Source organism: Halopseudomonas yangmingensis (genome assembly GCF_900114825.1).
Lineage (GTDB): Bacteria > Pseudomonadota > Gammaproteobacteria > Pseudomonadales > Pseudomonadaceae > Halopseudomonas > Halopseudomonas yangmingensis.
The window spans coordinates 25,232-45,814 of record NZ_FOUI01000012.1 but is presented as its reverse complement, the minus strand read 5'-3'; the positions used below and the strand labels follow the sequence as shown (position 1 = coordinate 45,814).

The following is a 20,583-nucleotide window of genomic DNA, read 5'->3' as shown; positions in this document are numbered from 1 at the left end:
CCGAAAACCCAACCCCAGCGCCCGGCTACGCCGTGCTGGCCGAATGAATTCGGCGGTCCCAGAGGCCGCACAGCCTGCTCGCCCAGCGCTCGGTCAAGGGTGTGCTTTTCTGGGACCGCCGACTTCAGTCGGCAAAGCAGCCCGTAGGGCTGCCCGATGGTTATGGCACCACTCCTGTCACATGCCGACAACCCGCTGATTTGCGCTGCTCCATTGCCAGTCTGTAGCCTGCGTAACCAAGCCGGCGGCTACGGGGTTGTTTTCAATGTAATGGACGACATTCTGCAAGTGCTGTTGGTTGCGAATGAACCTGTCCCAGTAATCCCTATGCCAGAGAGGCTGAATGCAGTCATCTGGATACGCCGACCGGATCAGGCGGCTGCTGCGACCTTTCCAGCCTTTGACAACCTTACACAGAGCAACGTCCCGCCATTGTTCGATCAGCACGTGCACATGATTTGGCATGATTACCCATCCAAGCAGCAGGTATTCATTGCCGTCGCCAGCCAACAATAGGCGCTGGACTATTTCAGCCACCCGAGGCCTGGCCAGCAAGCAGCTGCCGTGTCCCACATCCAGTAATTGCTCGATCTTCTGCAGGCGCTGCAGGTCATCAGTTTGGGCGCCGAGACGCAGCAGCGTTTGTCTGGGCAAGGAGTCGCCAAGACGGAAACAGACATGCTGGAGTGCGCCTGGTGCATCAAAATGTGGAAGATAACCGCGCGAATGCCAGTTGTCCTTGCCTGTGGTTTCCATGGTTCATCCTTGCCGGGGTGACATGGAAGTATAGGTGGTGGCATCTGCGAAGCAGTCTTGGTTGTTGGTTTTTGTGAGCTGTTTAGCAGTAAGACAACCCTGGCAGCCCTGTGGGCTGCTTTGCCGACTGAAGTCGGCGGTCCCAGAAGACCAATCCCCGCTCGGGCGCTGGGCGGGTAGACTGTGCGGTTTTTGGGACCGCCGGATTTATCCGGCCAGCACGGCGTAGCCGTGCGCTGGGGGTGTCTGATGCAGCGCTGAACCCCGGCAGCCCTGTGGGCTGCTTTGCCGACTAAAGTCGGCGGTCCCAGAAAGGCACACCCCGGCAGCCCTTTGGGCTTGAAGTCGGTGGTCCCAGAAAGCAGCTGCCAGGTAGTGTTGTGGGGGCGGTTCTGGTTATTGGGGGTCGGTGGGTTTTCGGACCTTTTTCAGGGTTTCTGCGATCATGAATGCCAGTTCCAGTGACTGGTCGGCGTTCAGGCGTGGGTCGCAGTGGGTGTGGTAGCGGTCTGACAGGCCGGCTTCGGTGACCGGGGTGGCGCCGCCGATGCATTCGGTGACGTTTTGTCCGGTCATTTCGATATGGATGCCACCGGCCCAGCTGCCCTGGGCCTGGTGCACCGCGAAGAACTGTTCGACTTCACGCAGTACCGCAGCAAAATCGCGTGTCTTGTAGCCGCTGGACGCCTTGATGGTGTTGCCATGCATGGGGTCTGAGCTCCAGAGCACCAGCCGTCCTTCGTTCTCTACGGCAGCCAGCAGTTCCGGGAAGTGTGCCTCGACCTTGTCTGCACCCATGCGCACTATCAGGTTCAGGCGTCCGGGATCATTCTGTGGATTGAGTCGGTCGATCAGCCGCAGCAGGTCATCCGGGCGCGTGCTGGGGCCGATCTTTACGCCAATCGGATTGTGGATGCCGCGCATGAATTCGACATGTGCGCCATCCAGTTGGCGGGTGCGATCACCGATCCACAGCATGTGTGCCGAGCAGTCGTACCAGTCGCCGGTCAGGCTGTCGCGTCGGGTGAAGGCCTGTTCGTAGTTCAGCAGCAGGGCTTCGTGGGCGGTGAAGAAGCTGGTTTCTCGCAGTTGCGGCGTGCCTTGCGCGTCTACGCCACAGGCGCGCATAAAGGCCAGACTTTCGTCAATGCGCTCGGCCAGGTGCTGGAAGCGATCGGTCAGCGCCGAGGCGGCGACGAAGTCCAGATTCCAGCGATGTACCTGGTCCAGACTGGCAAAGCCGCCCTGGGCAAAGGCGCGCAGCAGGTTCAGGGTGGCGGTGGCCTGGTGATAGGCCATCAGCAAACGCTGCGGATCCGGGTTGCGGCTGGCGGCGTCAAAGGCGATGGCGTTGACGATATCTCCGCGGTAGGCCGGCAGGCTCAGACCATCCTGCTCCTCGTTGTCTGCCGAGCGCGGCTTGGCGAACTGGCCAGCCATGCGACCGACCTTGACTACTGGACAGCCGGCGGCAAAGGTCATGACCACCGCCATCTGTAGCAGTACCTTGAAGGTGTCGCGGATTTTTGGGGCCGAGAATTCGGCAAAGCTTTCGGCGCAGTCGCCACCCTGCAGCAGGAAGGCACGACCCTGGGTGACCTCGGCAAACTGTCGGCGTAGCTCGCGTGCCTCGCCGGCAAATACCAGCGGCGGGTAGCCGGCCAGTGTCTGTTCTACAGTGGCCAGTGCCTGGGCATCGGGATACCGGGGCTGCTGCAGGATAGGCCGGCTGCGCCAGCTGTCGGGTGTCCAGGGTGCGGTCATCGGGTATGCTCTTGGTTTCCAGTGCGCGATCTTACCCGATTCGACCGAGTCCTACATGCGTCCCGATTTACCAGACAATGAACAGGAACTGCTCAGCCTGCGTGACGAGTACGGGCTGCTGCGGGTCAGTGCGGCCGGTGATTACCGTTTTTTGACCTTTGGCGAGAGTAGCGAGCAGAGCTGCTGTTACCTGCCGGAGCCGCACTGGCTGGAGTATGACTATACCCGCGCCATGTTATTGGGTTGCCACTGGGCGCCGCCGTCTCCGCGCGCGGCGCTGCTCGGGCTGGGTGCCGGTAGTCTGGCTAACGCGCTGCTGGCACATTTTTCCCCGCAGCAACTGGATGCCGTGGAGTTGCGTCCGCAGGTGCTGGCGCTGGCCCGCGAACATTTTGCGCTCACGGATGATCCGCGCCTGCGGGTACATGTCGGTTGCGCCGAGCAGTGGCTGAACAGCGCCGGGCAGCCCTTCGATCTGCTGATGGTGGATCTGTATATGGAGGGCGGCATTTCACGATTGCAGTTGCAGGCGGATTTTTTCCGGTTGTGCCGCCAGTCGCTGTCTGCACAGGGGGTGTTGGTGATCAATCAGTGGCAGATGGGCACGTCTGGCCGGCCCTATGCCGAGCGGCAGTTGCGCTCGGTGCTGGGCGATTATCTCCAGGTTCAGGTGCAGGAGGGCAATATGCTGTTGTTTGCTGCCCCCGAAGGCCACAGTCTGCCCCTGGTGCGGGCTGGCTTGCGGGATTGGGCGACCGGGCTGCAAGCGTCATTGGGCTACAGTTTGCAGCCCTTTGTTGACGGGTTACGCAACAGCTAGCCATCACCCTTTGCCCGACCAGCGGTCATCAAGTCTGGCTGATTGCGGCCGATACTGAATAAGTCACGCGGAGGTGTATGCCATGACCCAGATCGGATCTTTCAATCAGCCGCAGGTGCGGCAGACAGCAGCCCAACAGTTTCAGGCCAACAAGGCCGCGGCTGCCGGTCATCAGCAGTTGCTGGCCAACCGGCTGGCCGAGCGGCTTGGTTTGCCGGCCGGCAGTCTGGATGGTCCGGCGGAACAGTTTGCCCCGGCCAAGGTGGCCGAGACGGTACTGGGCTTTATCGAGGGGCGCCTGGCCGGTGCGGCTGCCGATGGTGCCGACCGTGAGCGCCTGGAGAAGCTCTATCAGCAGGCGCAAAGCGGTATCGAGAAGGGCTTTGCCGAGGCGCGCAAGATTCTCGATGGCATGGGTGTGCTGAACGGTAAGGTGGCCGAAGATATCGACAATACCTGGACGCGGATCCAGGACGGTATGACCGATCTGGCGCGTCGTTTGTTGCCGGATACCCAGCCGGCAACAGAGGTTCGCCGCAGCGAGTCGATGCAGGCCCTGGCGCAGACCTTCGATCTGTCGGTAACCACCCGTGCCGGTGACCAGCTACGCATCAGCATTGCCGAGGCGTCCTTCAGCCAGAGTCGCAGCCTGCAGGCGTCGGATGGCAGCAGCAGTGTGTCCGCCCGCAGTGACAGTAGCCTGCGCATTGGTATGTGGCAGGTCGAGGTGCAGGGCGATCTGGATGCTGGTGAGCGCAAGGCGCTGGAGTCCTTGCTGGGACAGGTGCAGGAACTGGCTGGCAGCTTCTATGCCGGGGACATGGCGGGTGCCTTTGATCGCGCCCTGCAGCTGAACATGGACGGCAGCCAACTGGCCTCGATGTCATTGCAGTTGACCAGTAGCAGCGTCACCCAGGCCAGCAGTGCCTACGGCAAGGTGGCTGGTAGCGGCGCAGCGTCACCCAGTGTGGTCAACAGCGCCCTGCGTGAATATGCCGGTGGTCTGTTGCAGGCGCTGCAGCAGGCTGGTGAGCTGACCGAGCAGCCGCGGCAACTGCTTGAGGAGTTGCTGCAGGGCGGTCTGTCGCTGGATGCGCGCTTTGATCAGCCGCGTCTGGACAAGGCCATGGATCTCAGTCGCTTGTTGCTGGATGGCCTGCAGGCACTGCCGCAACAGCCTGACAGCAAGGCCTGATCAGGCGGCCTGACGGCGTTTGCCACTAAAGGTCAGGGCGCTGCCGCAGCGCAGGCACTGGTAGCGCCGGCCGCGCTTGACCAGTGCATGGCGTTGCGGCGAGAAGGGCACTGGCTCGCTGCAGCCGCACAGATACAGGTAGCGGGTCTGCACCCGTCGCTCTATCCGGTAGTTGTGGCAGCGCAGTGGCGGCAGGCCGAACAGGTCTTGCATCAGCATGCGCCACTCGCGGCCGTGCGGGGCGATGCGCGGCCCGAACAGGGCATGGGCGATCAGGTGGGCGACCTCGTGGGGTACTGTCTGATGCAGGAAGTCCTCACGGTTCTCCTGGTACAACCGGTGGTTGAAGCTCAGACGGTTTTCCATCAGCCAGGCCACGCCGGCCTTTTGGCCGCGCACGGCAAAATCCACCCGGGGGCGGCTGAAGCGCTGTTCAAGATGCTGTTCGGCCAGCTGGTAGCAGGCTTCTATGCGCTGCAGTATGGCGTCCAACGGTGTTTACCTCGGAGTCTCTGTACGGCTAATGCTAGACTTCCGGGATGACGGAATCCAGCTCTGATGCACCCAGCGCCGATCAATTGCTGCCACAGGGCTTCGAGCCATGGCTGCTGGATCTGCTGCGCGAGCACCCCAAGGGGATTGACGAATACCGGCTGATTCGTGCCCTGGCCGAGCAGTTTCCGGAGTCTTTGTTTGCCTTGCCGGGTGCGCTGCGTGAGCCCTTGCAGCTGTTCCAGCTGCACTTTCTGTTGTTCCATGCCCTCTACCGATTGTCCGACCGGCTGTCCGCTGAGGGGTTCGAGTTGCGTGTGCATGCCCTGGGTATTCGCCTGCAACTGCGCGCGGCAGGCGAGGAGGGGGTGGCGCTGACTGATCCGCTGCGCGCCTATTATCTGGACTGGGATCAGTGGTTGCAGACCCGTGATGAGGATGTGCGCCGCTTGCTGGATGATTTTATGCGTGGCGCTGGCTCGCTGGATGCGGACGAGCTGCAGCAGGCGCTCGGGTTGTTCGACCTGCCGGCGCAGGCCAGTGGCGCGCAGCTGCGTCAGCGTTACCGGCAACTGGTCAGTCGTCATCACCCGGATCGTGGCGGCGACACTGCCATGCTGCAGCGCATCAATCAGGCCTGGGAAGTGCTGCAACGCCACGCCGGCCGTGCCTGAGCGGCTGGCGAGCCGGGGGCGGCGAGGGTAGAATACCGGCCCTTGCCAACCAGCGGGTGCCGATCGCCATGACCCAACTCAGTGTCAACCAGAACAAGTTGCAGAAACGCCTGCGCCGCCTGACCGCCGAGGCCGTGACCGATTACGGCATGCTCGAGGACGGCGACAAGGTGATGGTGTGTCTGAGCGGCGGCAAGGACAGTTATACGCTGCTGGACATGTTGTTGTACCTGCAGAAGGTAGCGCCGATCCGTTTCGAGCTGGTGGCGGTGAATCTGGACCAGAAGCAGCCTGGCTTCCCTGAGCATGTGCTGCCGGCTTATCTGGACAGTATCGGTGTCAACTACCACATCCTTGAGCGCGATACCTATTCGATCGTCAAGGAGAAGGTGCCGGAGGGCAAGACTACCTGCTCGCTGTGCTCGCGGCTGCGGCGCGGCAATCTGTATACCTTTGCCGACGAGATCGGCGCGACCAAGATGGCGCTCGGACACCACCGTGACGATATCGTCGAGACATTTTTCCTCAACCTGTTCCACGGCGGCACGCTGAAGGCGATGCCGCCCAAACTGCGGGCGGATGACGGGCGCAACGTGGTGATTCGTCCGCTGGCCTATTGCGCCGAGGCGGATATCGAACGCTATGCGCAGATGCGCGAGTTTCCGATCATCCCCTGCAACCTGTGCGGTTCGCAGGAGAACCTGCAGCGCAAGGTGGTCAAGCAGATGCTGAATGACTGGGAGCGTGAGTCGCCAGGCCGGGTCGAGACCATGTTTCGCGCGCTGAAAAACGTGCAGCCCTCGCAACTGGCCGATCCCAAACTGTTCGATTTTGCCGGGTTGCGGGTTGATGAGCAGGCGACGCCGCGCTTTGTCAATGTGATGAACCTGTAAGGCTGTTGTTGTGCGTGACTATCGCTGGTTGCAGGCGTATTGCCTGAACCGCTTCGGTTCCGAAGCGGCCTTGCAGGCGCTGCTGCCGGTGCCGCGAACGCCTGAGGAATTGCGCAGCACAGCGGATGACCGTTACCTGTCACTGCTGGCGCGCCGGGTGTTCCGCGCCGGGCTGCGTCACGCCATGGTTGACGCGCGCTGGCCGGCCTTCGAGAAGGCGTTTTTCGGTTTTGACCCGCACAAGGTGCTGTTGATGGGCGACGAGCATATCGAGCGCCTGATGCAGGATGCCACGCTGATCCGTCACCTTGGCAAGCTGCGCAGTGTGCCACGCAATGCGCGCATGCTGCTGGAGCTGGGCGTGCCGGCGGGAGGCTTCGGCCAGTTGCTGGCGGACTGGCCGGAGCAGGACATCGTCTCGTTGTGGCAACTGCTGGCGCGACACGGAGATCAGCTGGGTGGATTGTCAGCTCCCGGCTTTCTGCGCATGGCCGGTAAGGACACCTTTTTGCCGGTGAAGGATGTGCTGGCGGCACTCAAGGGCATGGATGTGATTGACGGGCCGCTGACCAGCAAGCGCAATCGCCAGGCTGCGCAGGCGGCTTTCAATCACTGGCAGCAACAGAGTGGCCGGCCACTCTGCCAGTTGTCGGCAATGCTGGCGTTTACCGTTAACCAGCCGGTTTAGGGTCAGCGCAGCACTACCCATAGCAGCAGCAAGGCCTGGAACAGGCAGAAGATTACCAGGGCAAAGATGGCAAAACGTTGTCCGGCATCCTGCTGTTGCAGGGTTTTCATTTTTGCCTCGCGCTGGTTCAACTCGGCCTGAAGCTGTCGGCCGGCGGCTTCCTGTTCGCGCAGTCGGCGCAGTAGCTCGCCGATATGCAGGGGCTCGATCTTTTCATTATTCCAGCTGCTGATCAGTGCGCTGACATCGTTGACCTGGGCGCGGCCCTCGGTCTGTTCCTCGTTCTGGTAGCTGATTTCAAAACCGGCGCGGCGCAGCAGGCGTTCGCGAATTTGTCGTTGCTCTTCGGTGGTGACCTGATGGGCATGCAGGATAATCGGCGTTACCTGGTAGTCGACCAGATTGCGCAGGCACCAGTCGCACAGTTGCGCCAGCAGGAATCCACCCAGGCCACGTTGGGCCGGTGCCAGCTGCACCGTCTGCAGCGGACCGAACCGCAGGCGTTTGTGTTTATGGTCAATCAGCACCTCTACCGGTGTGCAGTGGCCGGCAATACCGTCCGGCCGCGCCTCCAGTCGCAACAGCTCCAGCATGCCACGTTGCTCGTGGGTCACGGCTATTTGTACCAGCGCCTCGGCATGGGTCTGTTTCTGGGCCTTGAAAACCGGCTTGAGCCGGGTCCAGTACAGATCGGATGGCCGGGCATTGGCAAAGGGGTCCGGTGGTGCAGGGGCGGTGCTGGCCGTTTCGGCTTCTGCGGGCGCACGCTGCGGGCTGTTCATGGGCTACATCCTGAAGTAGGGCTTTTGCCTGTATCGGCAGTCGCGGGCATTTCTGCAATATTGAGCCTGCAGTGAGCCAATCCGCGAGTCAAGCACCGGGCTGTCACCGGATGGGCGCTGCCGCTATACTGCGGGCCTCATTGATTATCACTGCAGGTAGCTCGCATGTCCGGAAATACCCTTGGCACTCTGTTCACCGTGACCACCTCCGGCGAGAGCCATGGGCCGGGGCTGATGGCGATTGTCGACGGTTGTCCGCCCGGACTGGAACTCTGTGAGGCTGACCTGCAGGTGGATCTTGACCGCCGTCGTCCCGGCACCAGCAAGCATGCGACCCAGCGTCAGGAGCCGGATCAGGTGGAGATCCTCAGTGGCGTGTTCGAGGGTCGCACCACTGGCTGCCCGATCGGCCTGCTGATTCGCAACACCGACCAGAAGTCCAAGGACTATTCGGCCATCAAGGACCAGTTCCGTCCGGCCCACGCCGACTATACCTACCATCACAAGTACGGCATCCGTGACTATCGCGGCGGTGGCCGCAGTTCCGCGCGGGAAACCGCCATGCGCGTGGCAGCCGGTGCCATTGCGCGCAAGGTGCTGGCGGCGGAGGGTATCCGGGTGCGTGGCTACATGAGCCAGCTTGGGCCGATCGAGATTCCGTTCAAGAGCTGGGACGGGGTCTACGACAACCCGTTCTTCAGTGCCGATCCGGACAAGCTGCCGGAGCTGGAAGCCTATATGGAGCAACTGCGTCGCGATCAGGATTCGGTGGGCGCGAAAATCACCGTGGTGGCCGATGGTGTGCCGCCGGGGCTCGGCGAGCCGGTGTTTGATCGGCTGGATGCCGACCTGGCCCACGCGCTGATGAGCATCAATGCGGTCAAGGGCGTGGAGATCGGTGACGGCTTTGCCTGTGTTGCCCAGCGTGGCACCCAGCACCGCGACGAGATGACCCCGCAGGGCTTTGTCAGCAACCATGCCGGCGGCGTACTCGGCGGGATTTCCTCGGGCCAGCCGATCATTGCCCACCTGGCACTGAAGCCGACCTCCAGCATCACCACGCCGGGTCGCTCGATTGATGTGCATGGCAATCCGGTGGAGGTCATTACCCGTGGTCGCCATGACCCCTGTGTCGGCATTCGCGCCACGCCGATTGCCGAGGCGATGATGGCGCTGGTACTGGCTGACCATCTGCTGCGTCATCGCGGCCAGAATGCCGGGGTACGGGTCAGCACACCGGTGCTCGGCCAGTGTGACTGACGCATACGGCTGGTATTGATACGCCATGCCCTGGTGGCGGCTGTCGAATTTTTATTTCTGGTACTTTGCCCTGCTCGGTGGCGTAGGGCCCTTCCTTGCGTTGTATTTCGAGCATCTGGGGTTTTCCCCGGCACGTATCGGCGAGCTGCTGGCCATGCCGATGCTGATGCGCTGCCTGGCGCCCAGCCTGTGGGGCTGGCTGGGTGACCGAACCGGTCAGCGTCTGCCGATTGCCCGCTGGGGAGCCTTCTGTTCGGTGCTGGCCTTCAGTGCCATCCTGCTGCGCCAGGATTACCTCTGGCTGATGCTGGTGATGGCCGGTTACAGCTTTTTCTGGCATGCGCTGTTGCCACAGTTCGAGGTCATTACCCTGCAGCATCTGGGCGATCAGGCGGCGCGCTACAGCCGTATCCGGTTGTGGGGCTCGATCGGTTTTATCTGTACTGTGGTGATTCTGGGCGCACTGCTGGATCGCTGGTCGCTGGATATCTACCCGCTGGCGATGTTGGTAATACTGCTGCTGATTCTGCTGGCCAGTTTGCTGGTGCCGGCGCCGGCGCGGGTCGTTCAGCGGCATGGCGCCGAGCTGGCCAGCGGGTTCCTGCGCAGCCTGAGACGTCCCGGCATCCCTGCCTTTTTGCTGGCGGTAGCGCTGATGCAGCTGTCGCACGGCCCCTATTACAGTTTTCTCAGCATCCATCTGGAGAGCCTGGGCTACAGCCGTGCACAGATTGGCGGCTTCTGGGCACTCGGGGTGGTGGCGGAGATTGTATTGTTTCTGCTGATTCAGCCGTTGCTGCGGCGGGTTTCCTTACCGGCGCTGCTGATTGCCAGCCTGTTGCTGGCAGCGTTGCGCTGGGTGCTGTTGGGTAGCCTGGCGGAACAATTGCCGGTGCTGCTGTTGGCGCAGCTGCTGCATGCGGCCACCTTCGGTTGCTTCCATGTGGCGGCCATCCACTTTGTCCAGCAACACTTTGATGCCGCTCATCAGGGGCAGGGTCAGGCGCTGTACGCCACCCTGTCGGGTCTGGGTGGTGCCTTGGGTGCCCTCTACGCCGGCTATGCCTGGCAGACCCTGGGCCCGCTGCCAAGCTTCCTGATTGCCAGTGTGGCGGCGTTGCTGGCTGCTGCGGTACTTGCCGTACGCCGCTGATGCCTTTCGCCCTTTTCCCCCTGCACCTATACTGCGGTCAGCCAATTCCAAGATGAGCGATGTCACCGATGAGCATTCTGGCCGTGTATCGGCAAGACCAGTTGCAGGAACCCATGCGGGTGCTGACCCATGCCGAGGATATTGCGCGTGATCTGGCGCGGGTTGGTGTTCTGTGGTGGCAGTTTCCGCTGTCCCAGCCGCTGGCGGATGACGAGGCGCTGCGTCGGCAGTTTGCCCCTCAGGTGGAGCAGTTGATGCTGGAGCAGGGCTATCGTCATGCCGAGATCGTCAACAAGCCGCCACTGCCTGCCTATCTGGAGGCAGAAGAGGTGGTGGCCGAGTCCTGGCACAGTCACCCGCAGGAGGGGTTGCGGTTGTTTCTGCGTGGAGGCGGGGTGCTCAGCCTGCTGGTTGGTGACGAAGTGCTGAGTATTGGCTGCCAGCCGGGTGACGCCCTGAAGGTGCCTGCCGACATTGTGCACAGTTTTCGCGGGCGCCCTGGTGAGGACTGCATGCTGGTTTGCCTGATGCCGGGAATGGACGGTGTGCAGCGTCAGGACTACACGGGGCTGAAAGGTTTCAGACCCTTGGATATCTGAGTTCGGAGTTGATGATGGATGTGAATTTTTCTGGTGGCCTGTTGGGCCTTCTTCACCTGCTGGCCTGTATCTGGGCTGTGGTCAACATCGTACAGAGCAATGCCGGCAACGGCGCCAAGGTCTTATGGATCGCCTTTGTGCTGCTGTTGCCGGTCTTCGGTCTGATTGTCTGGTTCTTTGTCGGCCCGCGGGGCGGGCGACGCTAACCGGCACTCACTTCTCGACAAAGGCGCGCTCGATCACATAGTGCCCCTGATCACCGTGACGGGCTTCCTGAAAGCCCCAGCGATCCAGCAGTGCGGTCAGGTCCTTGAGCATGCTCGGGCTGCCGCACAGCATAAAGCGGTCGTTCTGCAGATCCGGTTGCGGCAGGCCGATATCGGCAAACAGCTTGCCGCTGTCCATCAGCTCGGTCAGCCGGCCCTGGTTGCGGAACGGCTCGCGGGTCACCGTGGGGTAGTAGATCAGCTTCTCGCGCACCAGCTCACCCAGATATTCATGATTCGGCAATTCCTCGTTGATCAGTGACTGGTAGGCCAGCTCGCGCACCCAGCGGCAGCCGTGGGTGAGAATCACCCGGTCATACTGCTCGTAGGTTTCCGGGTCTTGAATGATGCTGATAAAGGGCGCCAGACCGGTGCCGGTGCTCAGCAGGTAGAGGTTACGGCCCGGCAGCAGATGATCCAGTACCAGAGTGCCGGTGGGCTTGCGGCTGATCAGGATCTGGTCGCCCTCGCGGATATTCTGCAGGCGCGAGGTCAGCGGGCCGTCGGCCACCTTGATGCTGTAGAACTCCAGATTGTCTTCGTGGTTGGGGCTGGCGATGCTGTAGGCACGCATCAGCGGACGGCCCTCGACTTCCAGACCGATCATGATGAAATGGCCGTTCTTGAAGCGAAAGCCGGGGTCACGGCTGGTCTTGAAGCTGAACAGGTTGTCGGTCCAGTGGTGCACGCTCAAAACATCTACGGTGTCGAAGCCGGCCATGCGGGTTTCCTCAAGGGCTGTAGCGAATGGACGGAAGTCTAGGCTTGATTGATAAATCGGTTAAGTGGATTATTTAGATAACGCTTATCGGAATAATCGAATATGAAGTTTACCCTGCGTCAGCTTGAGGTCTTTCTGGCGACCGCCAGCCGCGAGAACCTCAGCCGTGCCGCCGAGTCACTGGCAATGTCGCAGTCGGCGGCGTCCAGTGCGCTGCGCGAGCTGGAAACCCAGTTCGATGTGCAGCTGTTTGACCGGGTTGGCAAGCGCCTGCAGCTGAATGAGCTGGGGCGCACCCTGCGCCCGCGCGCCGAGGCCTTGCTGGAACAGGCCCGTGACCTTGAACAGGCTCTGCAGCAGCACCAGCAGGCCGGGCATTTGCGGGTTGGCGCGACCCTGAGTATCGGCAACTACCTGGCGGTGCAGATCATGGCGCGCTATATGGCCGAGCAGAGCGGGGCGCGGGTTGAGTTGGAGGTGGCAAATACCGCCAGCATTGTGGCCAAGCTGGCGAATTTCGAGCTGGATATCGGGCTGATCGAGGGCGAGCTGCAGCACCCGGAACTGCAGATGATCCACTGGCGTGATGATGAACTGGTGGTGTTCTGTGCCCCGGACCATCCGTTGGCCGGGCGGCCCTGGCTGACCGATGCCGATCTGCTGGCGGCGCAGTGGGTGGTGCGCGAGCGCGGTTCGGGGACCCGCCAGCACTTCGAATGGGCGATGCACGGTTTGCTGCCGGAGCTGGATATCCGTCTGGAGTTGCAGCATACCGAGGCGATCAAACGTGCAGTGGAGGCCGGCCTGGGGCTGGGTTGTCTGTCCTCGTTGACCCTTGAGGAGGCCTTTCGGCGCGGCTCGCTGGTGCCGCTGGCGGTGCCGCAGCGTGATTTTCGCCGGCGATTGTATTTTGTCCTGCAGCGCGAGCGTTTCCTCGGTCCGGGGGTGCTGCGCTGGCTGGAGCTGTGCCGGGAGATGGGCGGGACGGCTTAGCCGCGGTAATCAATCCCCAGCACCCACCAGAGTTTCTCCCCGGTCGGCGTCTGTACGCTGATTTCGTCATCCACTGTTTTGCCCAGCAGGGCGCGGGCCAGGGGGCTGTCGATGCTGATCCAGTGGCGCTTGGGGTCGATTTCGTCGGGGCCGACGATACGTACCTGCAGGGCGTCGCCCTGTTCGTCCTCCAGACTGACATGGGCGCTGAAAAATATCCGGTTCAGGTCGGCCGGCGGCTGCTCGACCACCTTGAGTTTCTCCAGTCGCTTGCGCAGAAAACGCACGCGGCTGTCGATCTCGCGCAGCATCTTCTTGCCGTAGATGTATTAGAACCCCTAAAGAAATCCTACTATTTTTAAGCTCAAGGGCTGTCTTCAGCTGCCTTCAGTGGGGTAGGGTTGGTGTCATCACATCACATCACATCACATCACATCACAGCCACAGCGTTTTCCCATGAAAAGTACATTCAAACTGATTGTTGACTACACAGATATCGCTAGCGGCAAAAAGCAAACATTGCCTGCTGTGTACACGAGTAAAGGGATACTGATTTCGCACTTGAGATATCTTGCCTGGAATTCTGACAAGAGTCAGTCTTGGAAGCAACGGTCGGTATTTTCGGTGCGACTTTTAATTGATTATGTAGAAGCGGCGTTTGGTTTTAAAAAGACTACTGCACTACTTAAGAGTTTCACAGAGGCATTGGTGACAGGAACTATTGACTATGAATCTAGTACTGACCCGCTAGGGTTGTATTGGAAGCCAAGAGACCTCGTGGACGCCAATAATATTCTTTCTAATATTACAAATTACACTGACTTTATTGCGCGACAAGAAGGGCATGATGATAGTCTAATAAATCCTTTCAGAGAAGCAACTGGCTGGGAAGAGAGGATGAATTGGTGTGCTTACTATAATAAGCAGGCAAATGTGTTCTTGAATCATCTCTCTTCGTACTCTGAAGCTAAAAAGATGGCGGGAAGAAAAAGGCTGATTTATACACCAATGCAAATGATGGTAAGCAACGAAAAAGCAGAAAGATTTCCAGAGGATAAAATTGAAAATTTGTTAATGAAAGGTTTTTATGCAAGAAATAAACATGACTATCGCTCGCAGTTGATAACCATGTTGATGAATTATGGCGGCCTGAGGAAGAGCGAAGTTTTTCACTTGTACATATCAGATATTACAGTGCATCCAGTTCATGCAGATGAGGCTTTAGTAAGGGTTTATCATCCGGAATATGGTCGTTCGCCTGATTTGAAATATAAGAATAGGTCGGAGTATTTGATAAGCGAAACAGATTATAAGTCAAGGAATAAATATCAAATAACTGAGCGTCTGTACTCGGGGTGGAAAAATCCGATGCTCGCCAGTAAGGATGGTTATTTTGAGGTTGTATTTAATCCTGCAAGTAAAGCAAGAGACTTTATTAATTTATGGGTTAAATATTTAAAGTTTCAGCGTGTTGAGCCGGTTAGATTTCACCCATTTGCCTTTACTAACGACAAGGGAGAACCGGAAACTTTGAAAAATTTCCAGCAGCGACATAAAAGAGCTGTAGAGCGAATTGGTTTAATCTGTAAGAAAGAGTTTGGTACAACAGAGCATGGGCATAGGCATGCTTACGGTTATAGAGGGAGGAAAATGGGCTTTAGTCAAGTCGAGTTGCAAAAAATGATGCATCATAAGAGCCCAAACTCATGCTTGATATACATAAAGCCAACCAATGAAGATGTGAGGGATCAGATGAGGAATTTAAACAATGAAAAAGGATGATAAAGGTGATTTTATTGGGGCGCCTGTCAGTCCGTCTAATTTGGATGAGCTTAAGTCAATAATTAGAGAAAATGGCATAAATAATTCGCCCCAATATAGGCGGCGTTATAAAGATATACCAGGGCTGCCGGCGCATCCTGAGAGGGTTTTTAGTGAAGAGTGGAAAGGATATGTGGATTTTTTTGATATCCCAGATTTGATTTCATACAAAAAGCTCAAGAAAGAAGTAATTGCCAGTAAAATAGGCTCTAAGAAAGCGTACATATCATGGGTTAATTCCTTGAATAATGATGCGCGCTATCCTAGAGCACCTGAAGAAGCTTACGGAGAAGAGTGGGAGGATTGGTACGAATTCTGCGGAAAAGAAAAGCCTTACCAGTTGAGATATATATCTGAGCCATATAAGTTATGGGCAGATAAGATAGAAGAGTTTATGAGGCAGGCTTTGGGGGGTGGCTCTAAGATAAACAACCTTTGTAGATTTGTAAGAATGTATATTGAGAAGCACGAAAAGAGTAAGTCGCCACAAGAATTCCTCACAAAAGAAAAGGTTAATATACGACCATTTCGTAAAGAGCTTGATTTGCTCCCGACGGATAACTATCGCCGAAACGTGATAATCGCAGTAAATGAGTTCCTGAACTTTGTTATTGAAAATGATCTTACTGACGAAGATGAAGATACTGGTGAAATTGTTCGTGTCATGAATGCTCGTAATCCTTTCCAGTTTATGACTGATGATAAGAGCGTTACATCGCCTGTTAGAGGCGAGTCAACTAAGCCATGTTTGCAGTATTATTTTGTAAGGCGCTGCCAAGATTGGATTGTTCCGAAAAATGCAAAGACATTTAAGGACTTGGTTCATCTGCAAAAATTTGACACTGACTGGATAAGCGTTCCTAGAAAATTAATAGATAAAAAAGATCCGGACTGTGTTTACAGGGAGCGGCTAGGAGAGTATCAAATTTGGTGTCCAATTGACTGGATCCATACTTATGCCTTGACAAAGGTGCCGTTGAGAGGCAGGCAGATATCATATAACGATTCAGGGGAAGGCGATAATGAGATCGCTGAAATTGGCCCCAATGGATCAATAATTTGGGTTAAGAATACTGGGGGTTTGGCCGGCACTACAAAGGCCCAGTCATTCATTAAAAAAATGTCTGATGGCAACATAGGGATGTATGTTACTACAAACAAGACCAGTAACAACGGAGCTGGGTATAGCATTCCCTGGATCCCAGAGGATCTAGCCTATTGGTTGGTAAGACTCCGAAAATGGCAACAAAAATACAACTCAATTTCTGAGGCAACGCCATGGACCCGTTGTGTGCGTACAAACCTCAATGAACTACAGCTTCGAGCCAGAGGCGTTAACTGCTTTCTATTTCGGGCTTTTGGTGACGTAGAGCCAAAGAATCCGAGTTTGGCACTTACCACGCGTCTTGCTGCCGCGCTTTATCATATCCAGCCTGCTAGCCTTAAGTTGGCTGAGGTGAATGGAACTCCTTACCGTCTTTCCAACTACAAATCAAAGTATACGCCACACTCCATGAGAGTTAGTTTGATTACCGCATATGTTATGGAGTATGGGCTGCCAATAGAAGTTGTAATGAAGATTGTAGGTCACTCTTCTATTGTCATGTCTATCTATTATTGCAAAATAAATCATACAGATATTAGGCAGCGCTTAGAAGAGGCTGAGAAGAAGGCTTTAAAATCACAAGCAGAAGCCACTCAGGCACTTATTGAGCAAAACCAAATTGAGTCGGTAAAGAATCAGCTTGTTGGTTCAAATCAGGATTTGCTTCGGTCTCTTACGAATGATGTTCCTGCGGGAAATTATGTTTTTAGAGATTACGGTATCTGTCCGTACGCTGCCTCCAGGTGTGATGATGGTGGAGAGGAAATTGCTGGCTCGAAAGTAAGAAGCCCTGCTCCAGCAGGATATCTTGGGATTCAAAATTGTTTACGTTGCCGACATTTCATTACTGGCCCCGTATTTTTGGGCGGTTTGCTCTCAATTACCAATGAGGTTTTGTTTGAGGCTAACGAGCAATCTGCTATTTGTGATGATCTACAAGTAAAAATTCAAAATATAAATACACGGTTGTCAGATCTTGATAGGCAGGAATATTTGGCACAGCTAAAAAATAAAAGCTTTGATTATGAAGAGCGCAAGGTCTTGGAGTTTAAAATAAGAAAGCTGGAGTCTGAGTATGAGTCTGCGGCTAAAAAGTTTGATATGCTTTTATGTGATCTTCAGTCTTCATATAAATTAATTCAGCTTTCGCAATCAGTCGCTAATGGTGTTCTTGACTCTGGTGAATCAAGTTTGCAGCTGATAAAAATGCCAGAATCTGAAATAAAGATTGAAGTAGAAGAGTCATCACATTTTCAACAGCTACATGAGATTTGTGAGAACGCAACTATTTATGAAAGTTGTAATCCATCAAGGGCTGTATTTCCACGGTCTCAGTTGTTGGATCGTATGGCTACTTTTAACGATATGGCTCCCGGATTGTTTTTGCTTTCAAAAGAGGAGCAGCTGGTGGTTGGTAATCAACTGGTCGCTTTGTTTAAGACCAGAGTTGGTTCGTGGGGTAAAATTAATAGTTTGATTAATGGTGATTTAAAACTTTGCGATTTGGTTGGTCCTGAAAGAATAGAGCTTTCTGAAATTGAGCTAATCCGAAAAAGATCCGTACAGGAAATTTTATGAGGAATTTTCAGTGAATGCAGAAGATTTTCTTAAAAACCTCAAGCAGTCTTCATCGCCTAAAGTAAGCAAGACGCTTGATGCTATTTATCAGATTTGTCTTGAGCAAGAAAAGCGTAAGATATATGACTTTTCTGCAGCAACTATCGCGCGCCTTGGTTACAATAGGGGTGTTCCTAAAGCACAAAGTATTAATAATAAGACGGGGCAAGTTTATAGAGAGCTATTAAGTTTTTTTTCTAGCCAATATGCTGAAAAGAAGTCTGTTATTTATCCTAAAGGCGATGATGATTGGATTGAAGAAATTAATAGCCCAAAGCTTAAGCTTTTGGTTCGTATGCAGGCGGCTGAATTGGCGGCTGCAAAAAAGAAGCTTGCTGAGTTTATACCCCCATCCGCACGTATTGCCGTAAGTGATTATCAAAACGTGATTTTAGATGAGGATGCCAAATTTACAAATCTTGAGCGACGCGCACTTGAGTATATTGTTTCTGATGATTTTCTAAATAAGTGGGGTTTTTCGATATCGGAGTATGGCGAAATTGTTGATGCCTCTGGTACTGTTGTTTTGCGCGCAGCCACATCTGATGCCGTAAGAAAGGCTCTCAATTTTCTGTAGGATAATATGGATACAAACGTAATTACTCCCGAAGGTTTTTTGCAGCTTAAAAGCGAGCTAGATAACTTGTGGCGGAAAGAACGTCCTGAATTTACAAAGCTAGTGCAGTGGGCTGCAAGCCTTGGAGATCGTTCTGAGAATGCTGATTATCAATATAATAAGAAAAGGTTGCGAGAGATAGATCGTCGGGTACGGTTTTTGAGGAATCGCTTAGAAAAACTTCGTGTAATTGAATATAGCCCCGTTCAAGAAGGAAAGGTTTTCTTTGGCGCCTGGATCACATTGCTAGATGATGAAGATAATTCGTTGATTTTTAGAATAGTTGGTCCTGATGAGATTTATGGAAAGAAAGATTACGTTTCTGTAAATGCGCCTATTGTAAGGGCGTGCTTAGGTAAAAGTGTTGGTGATGAATTCATTTTGGAGTTGCCTGATTCTTTTGCTTCATGGGTTATTGAATCTATTGAATATCGGCCTGATTTTTTTAGATAATATTTTTCTGCGGTTTCCGATTTCTGATGTATGGTTGATTAGGAGGTTTCTTGAGATACTATTCTGATTATTTCAAGTATGTAATCCTCAAGGCTTGCGAGGAGCTTGGCGATGATGAGGTTTTTGATCGTGTATGTCATGTTCAAAATATTTTACCGATGAAAAGGAAAAGTACTATTTCGCGTTGGCGATCTCAGGTTTCTAAGCATTCGAATGATTTACGAGAACAGTTTGATAAGTTTGTCTGTGGGCAATTGAATTCTTCTTCTTTTTTTTATCATGGTCATATAATTGAGTACCATCTTATTCTTAAAGATTTTTATAGGCAGCAGCGAGATGTTAATGAGCTTTCTAATTTGGAAAGATCGGTCTTTAGGAAGTACCTTAATAAGGAGAGGTTAACTAAGTCTGATGTTAGGCTTTTGCGCTGTGGTGCTTTGATTGATCGCGATCTTAAGTTGACGAATATAGGTCGGTCATTTTCGTTGAGCACTAAGTCTCTTAAATCCCAATGTGATGCTATTGATATACCGATTGAGCAGGTTCATCTACCTTATTCAGAACGTCCGCTTGAAAGTATTTTTTGTGATCATATGTCTTCTTTTCAGCAGTGGTATTATGTTGAAAATGATATATGGAGGGTATTTATTCGTGATCTTGAGAGAATGATTTTTGATGTTATGCGTAGTTTTTATTCAGGTGTAAGGGTGTCTTCAATTCTTGGTGTTAAAGCGTTTGGTTTTGAAGAGATTTTTTTGGATGCTTTTACAGAGAAAGTTTTTTCTGATTATTTATATTTTATAAGAAATGAAAATCGTTCGCTTGATTTTTGTTTTGCAAAAAATAATTCTTATAAAATACAGAGCAATATTACATCTGATGTTGTTGTGCAGATTTTAGAGGGTATAGGCTTTTCTCGAATGAAAAAAATACTAGAGCGTTATGCCAATGAGCCTCTTTCATGTGTTAGAGGGTGGCCAGACCTAATTAGTGTTAGTTTTGGTGTTGTAAGCTTAGTTGAAATAAAGGGTAAGGAGTCCCTCACTGTAGGTCAGCTTGAGAATTTTTCATTTATTAAGAATTTGTTCGATGGTAGGTTGGTTGTCAATAAGATTATTTTAAAATAGCGGGGTTTGTTTATCGCTAGATGGTTGCTTTTTTAATTATGTTATAAATAACTTAGCCATCCCATCCAACCGCTCCTTGGTCTTTTCCCACTCAGGCATAACCTGTCTCATCAGCCGGTAAAACCGCTCGCTGTGGTTATGCTCGGCGATGTGACAGAGCTCGTGCAGAATGACGTAATCAATGCATTCCCGTGGCGCCTTGACCAGATGTGGGTTCAGAGTAATTCGGCCTTTGGGTGAGCAGCTTCCCCATTGGGTCTTCATGCTAAGAATCCGCAAGGGTGGCTTATCTGCTACCCATAATGCCTGCTCCAGAACGGCGTCCAGTCGTCTGGAAAATACCTCCTTCGCCCGCGCCTTGTACCATCGGGATAGTTGCTCTTGTACCCGGTCAGCGTCTTTGTTGCGTACGGTGACTTCCAGCTTCCCACGAAGCAGTTTGACGCCTTGCCCCTGGTCGGGAGCTTCATTGACCTTCAGCAGGTACTGTTTGCCCAGGTAGTAGTGGGTTTCGCCACTGATGTATTGCCGTGGCCTGACGTGCTCAAGCTGTTTGCGAAACTCACGCAGTTGCTGGTAAATCCAGCGGCCGCGCTTTTTTACGGCGCATAATACGTCCTCGTTGTTCGCATTTTCCGGTGCTGACACCACGATACGGCAATCGGGGTGAACCTTGATCAATATGCTGGCTGTTGCCAATGGGCGTTTGACGCGCTCGAAGGCCAACTGCTCGTCCCCATAGCGAAAACTCATGGGCAGACTTTTGGGTTTAATCGGCAGGTTCATGT

The 20,583-nt window shown here is 54.5% G+C and carries 21 protein-coding genes and 1 pseudogene; 15 read left to right on the top strand and 7 right to left on the bottom strand.

The genetic code is table 11. The features are described from left to right. Window positions 1-177: 177 nt before the first annotated feature. Both BMZ23_RS11080 and BMZ23_RS11075 read right to left on the bottom strand, forming a co-directional pair. Entirely contained in the window at window positions 178-756 is a 579-nt protein-coding gene (locus BMZ23_RS11080; RefSeq protein ID WP_093476961.1) for an REP-associated tyrosine transposase, read from the bottom strand. Window positions 757-1,152: 396 nt separating this feature from the next. Next, window positions 1,153-2,520, bottom strand: coding sequence for a class II 3-deoxy-7-phosphoheptulonate synthase (locus tag BMZ23_RS11075; RefSeq protein ID WP_093476958.1), 1,368 nt, complete (start codon window positions 2,518-2,520; stop codon window positions 1,153-1,155). A gap of 55 nt (window positions 2,521-2,575) precedes the next feature. On the opposite strand from BMZ23_RS11075, the gene BMZ23_RS11070 reads away from it, so the two are divergent. Next, a complete protein-coding gene (locus BMZ23_RS11070; protein WP_093476955.1) occupies window positions 2,576-3,340 on the top strand; it encodes a spermidine synthase in 765 nt (254 codons plus the stop codon). Between the two features lie 82 nt (window positions 3,341-3,422). Next, complete coding sequence (locus BMZ23_RS11065) at window positions 3,423-4,535, top strand: DUF5610 domain-containing protein (protein WP_177197272.1); 1,113 nt, start codon at window positions 3,423-3,425, stop codon at window positions 4,533-4,535. Here BMZ23_RS11065 and BMZ23_RS11060 read toward each other — a convergent pair whose 3' ends face one another. Then, the gene (locus BMZ23_RS11060) at window positions 4,536-5,027 is read right to left on the bottom strand and encodes a SprT family zinc-dependent metalloprotease (RefSeq protein WP_093476953.1); all 492 of its coding nucleotides are present in this window, start codon (window positions 5,025-5,027) and stop codon (window positions 4,536-4,538) included. Window positions 5,028-5,074: 47 nt separating this feature from the next. On the opposite strand from BMZ23_RS11060, the gene BMZ23_RS11055 reads away from it, so the two are divergent. The 3 genes from BMZ23_RS11055 (at window position 5,075) to BMZ23_RS11045 (ending at window position 7,282) form a co-directional block, all read left to right on the top strand. Further along, complete coding sequence (locus BMZ23_RS11055) at window positions 5,075-5,701, top strand: DNA-J related domain-containing protein (protein WP_093476947.1); 627 nt, start codon at window positions 5,075-5,077, stop codon at window positions 5,699-5,701. Window positions 5,702-5,769: 68 nt separating this feature from the next. After that, window positions 5,770-6,594 (top strand): tRNA 2-thiocytidine(32) synthetase TtcA, encoded by an 825-nt coding sequence (ttcA, locus tag BMZ23_RS11050; protein WP_093476943.1) that lies wholly within the window; start codon window positions 5,770-5,772, stop codon window positions 6,592-6,594. A gap of 10 nt (window positions 6,595-6,604) precedes the next feature. Further along, on the top strand, window positions 6,605-7,282 hold the full coding sequence (locus BMZ23_RS11045; protein WP_093476938.1) for a DNA-3-methyladenine glycosylase I: 678 nt from the start codon (window positions 6,605-6,607) through the stop codon (window positions 7,280-7,282). Window positions 7,283-7,284: 2 nt separating this feature from the next. On the opposite strand, the gene BMZ23_RS11040 is transcribed toward BMZ23_RS11045, so the two are convergent. Further along, window positions 7,285-8,064: a hypothetical protein gene (locus tag BMZ23_RS11040; RefSeq protein WP_093476935.1), complete on the bottom strand. Its 780-nt coding sequence runs from the start codon at window positions 8,062-8,064 to the stop codon at window positions 7,285-7,287. Window positions 8,065-8,229: 165 nt separating this feature from the next. On the opposite strand from BMZ23_RS11040, the gene aroC reads away from it, so the two are divergent. The 4 genes from aroC (at window position 8,230) to BMZ23_RS11020 (ending at window position 11,282) form a co-directional block, all read left to right on the top strand. Next, window positions 8,230-9,324 (top strand): chorismate synthase, encoded by a 1,095-nt coding sequence (gene aroC, locus BMZ23_RS11035; RefSeq protein ID WP_093476930.1) that lies wholly within the window; start codon window positions 8,230-8,232, stop codon window positions 9,322-9,324. A 25-nt stretch (window positions 9,325-9,349) separates the two neighbouring features. After that, entirely contained in the window at window positions 9,350-10,477 is a 1,128-nt protein-coding gene (locus tag BMZ23_RS11030; RefSeq protein WP_093476926.1) for an MFS transporter, read from the top strand. 68 nt (window positions 10,478-10,545) lie between these two features. After that, complete coding sequence (locus tag BMZ23_RS11025; protein WP_093476921.1) at window positions 10,546-11,076, top strand: cupin domain-containing protein; 531 nt, start codon at window positions 10,546-10,548, stop codon at window positions 11,074-11,076. 14 nt (window positions 11,077-11,090) lie between these two features. Then, window positions 11,091-11,282, top strand: coding sequence for a PLD nuclease N-terminal domain-containing protein (locus BMZ23_RS11020; protein ID WP_093476916.1), 192 nt, complete (start codon window positions 11,091-11,093; stop codon window positions 11,280-11,282). Window positions 11,283-11,289: 7 nt separating this feature from the next. Here the strand turns inward: BMZ23_RS11020 and BMZ23_RS11015 are convergent, their stop codons facing one another. Then, complete coding sequence (locus BMZ23_RS11015) at window positions 11,290-12,063, bottom strand: ferredoxin--NADP reductase (RefSeq protein WP_093476912.1); 774 nt, start codon at window positions 12,061-12,063, stop codon at window positions 11,290-11,292. Window positions 12,064-12,165: 102 nt separating this feature from the next. Here BMZ23_RS11015 and BMZ23_RS11010 point away from each other — a divergent pair, with 102 nt between their 5' ends. After that, window positions 12,166-13,056 carry a LysR family transcriptional regulator gene (locus BMZ23_RS11010; RefSeq protein WP_093476908.1) on the top strand — a complete coding sequence of 297 codons (891 nt, stop codon included), beginning with the start codon at window positions 12,166-12,168 and terminating at the stop codon, window positions 13,054-13,056. Here BMZ23_RS11010 and BMZ23_RS11005 read toward each other — a convergent pair. Beyond that, window positions 13,053-13,385 (bottom strand): annotated as a pseudogene (locus BMZ23_RS11005) (GreA/GreB family elongation factor); the annotation flags it as partial. The gene BMZ23_RS11010 and the pseudogene BMZ23_RS11005 overlap by 4 nt on opposite strands. Window positions 13,386-13,512: 127 nt before the next feature. Between BMZ23_RS11005 and gmtY the strand changes: the two are divergent. The 5 genes from gmtY to BMZ23_RS14840 are packed head-to-tail and all read left to right on the top strand — an operon-like array spanning window position 13,513 to window position 19,795. Then, window positions 13,513-14,838: a gamma-mobile-trio recombinase GmtY gene (gmtY, locus tag BMZ23_RS11000; protein WP_093476899.1), complete on the top strand. Its 1,326-nt coding sequence runs from the start codon at window positions 13,513-13,515 to the stop codon at window positions 14,836-14,838. Next, window positions 14,825-17,560 carry a gamma-mobile-trio integrase GmtZ gene (gene gmtZ, locus BMZ23_RS10995; protein ID WP_093476895.1) on the top strand — a complete coding sequence of 912 codons (2,736 nt, stop codon included), beginning with the start codon at window positions 14,825-14,827 and terminating at the stop codon, window positions 17,558-17,560. Before gmtY ends, gmtZ begins: the two co-directional genes overlap by 14 nt. A gap of 10 nt (window positions 17,561-17,570) precedes the next feature. Further along, window positions 17,571-18,176: a gamma-mobile-trio protein GmtX gene (gene gmtX, locus BMZ23_RS10990; protein ID WP_093476890.1), complete on the top strand. Its 606-nt coding sequence runs from the start codon at window positions 17,571-17,573 to the stop codon at window positions 18,174-18,176. A gap of 6 nt (window positions 18,177-18,182) precedes the next feature. Then, entirely contained in the window at window positions 18,183-18,668 is a 486-nt protein-coding gene (gene greB / locus BMZ23_RS10985) for a transcription elongation factor GreB (protein ID WP_093476887.1), read from the top strand. A 50-nt stretch (window positions 18,669-18,718) separates the two neighbouring features. After that, window positions 18,719-19,795 carry a hypothetical protein gene (locus BMZ23_RS14840; protein WP_143069590.1) on the top strand — a complete coding sequence of 359 codons (1,077 nt, stop codon included), beginning with the start codon at window positions 18,719-18,721 and terminating at the stop codon, window positions 19,793-19,795. A gap of 36 nt (window positions 19,796-19,831) precedes the next feature. On the opposite strand, the gene BMZ23_RS10980 is transcribed toward BMZ23_RS14840, so the two are convergent. Then, window positions 19,832-20,581, bottom strand: a complete 750-nt coding sequence (locus tag BMZ23_RS10980; protein WP_245748192.1) for a M48 family metallopeptidase — start codon at window positions 20,579-20,581, stop codon at window positions 19,832-19,834. Window positions 20,582-20,583 lie beyond the last annotated feature (2 nt).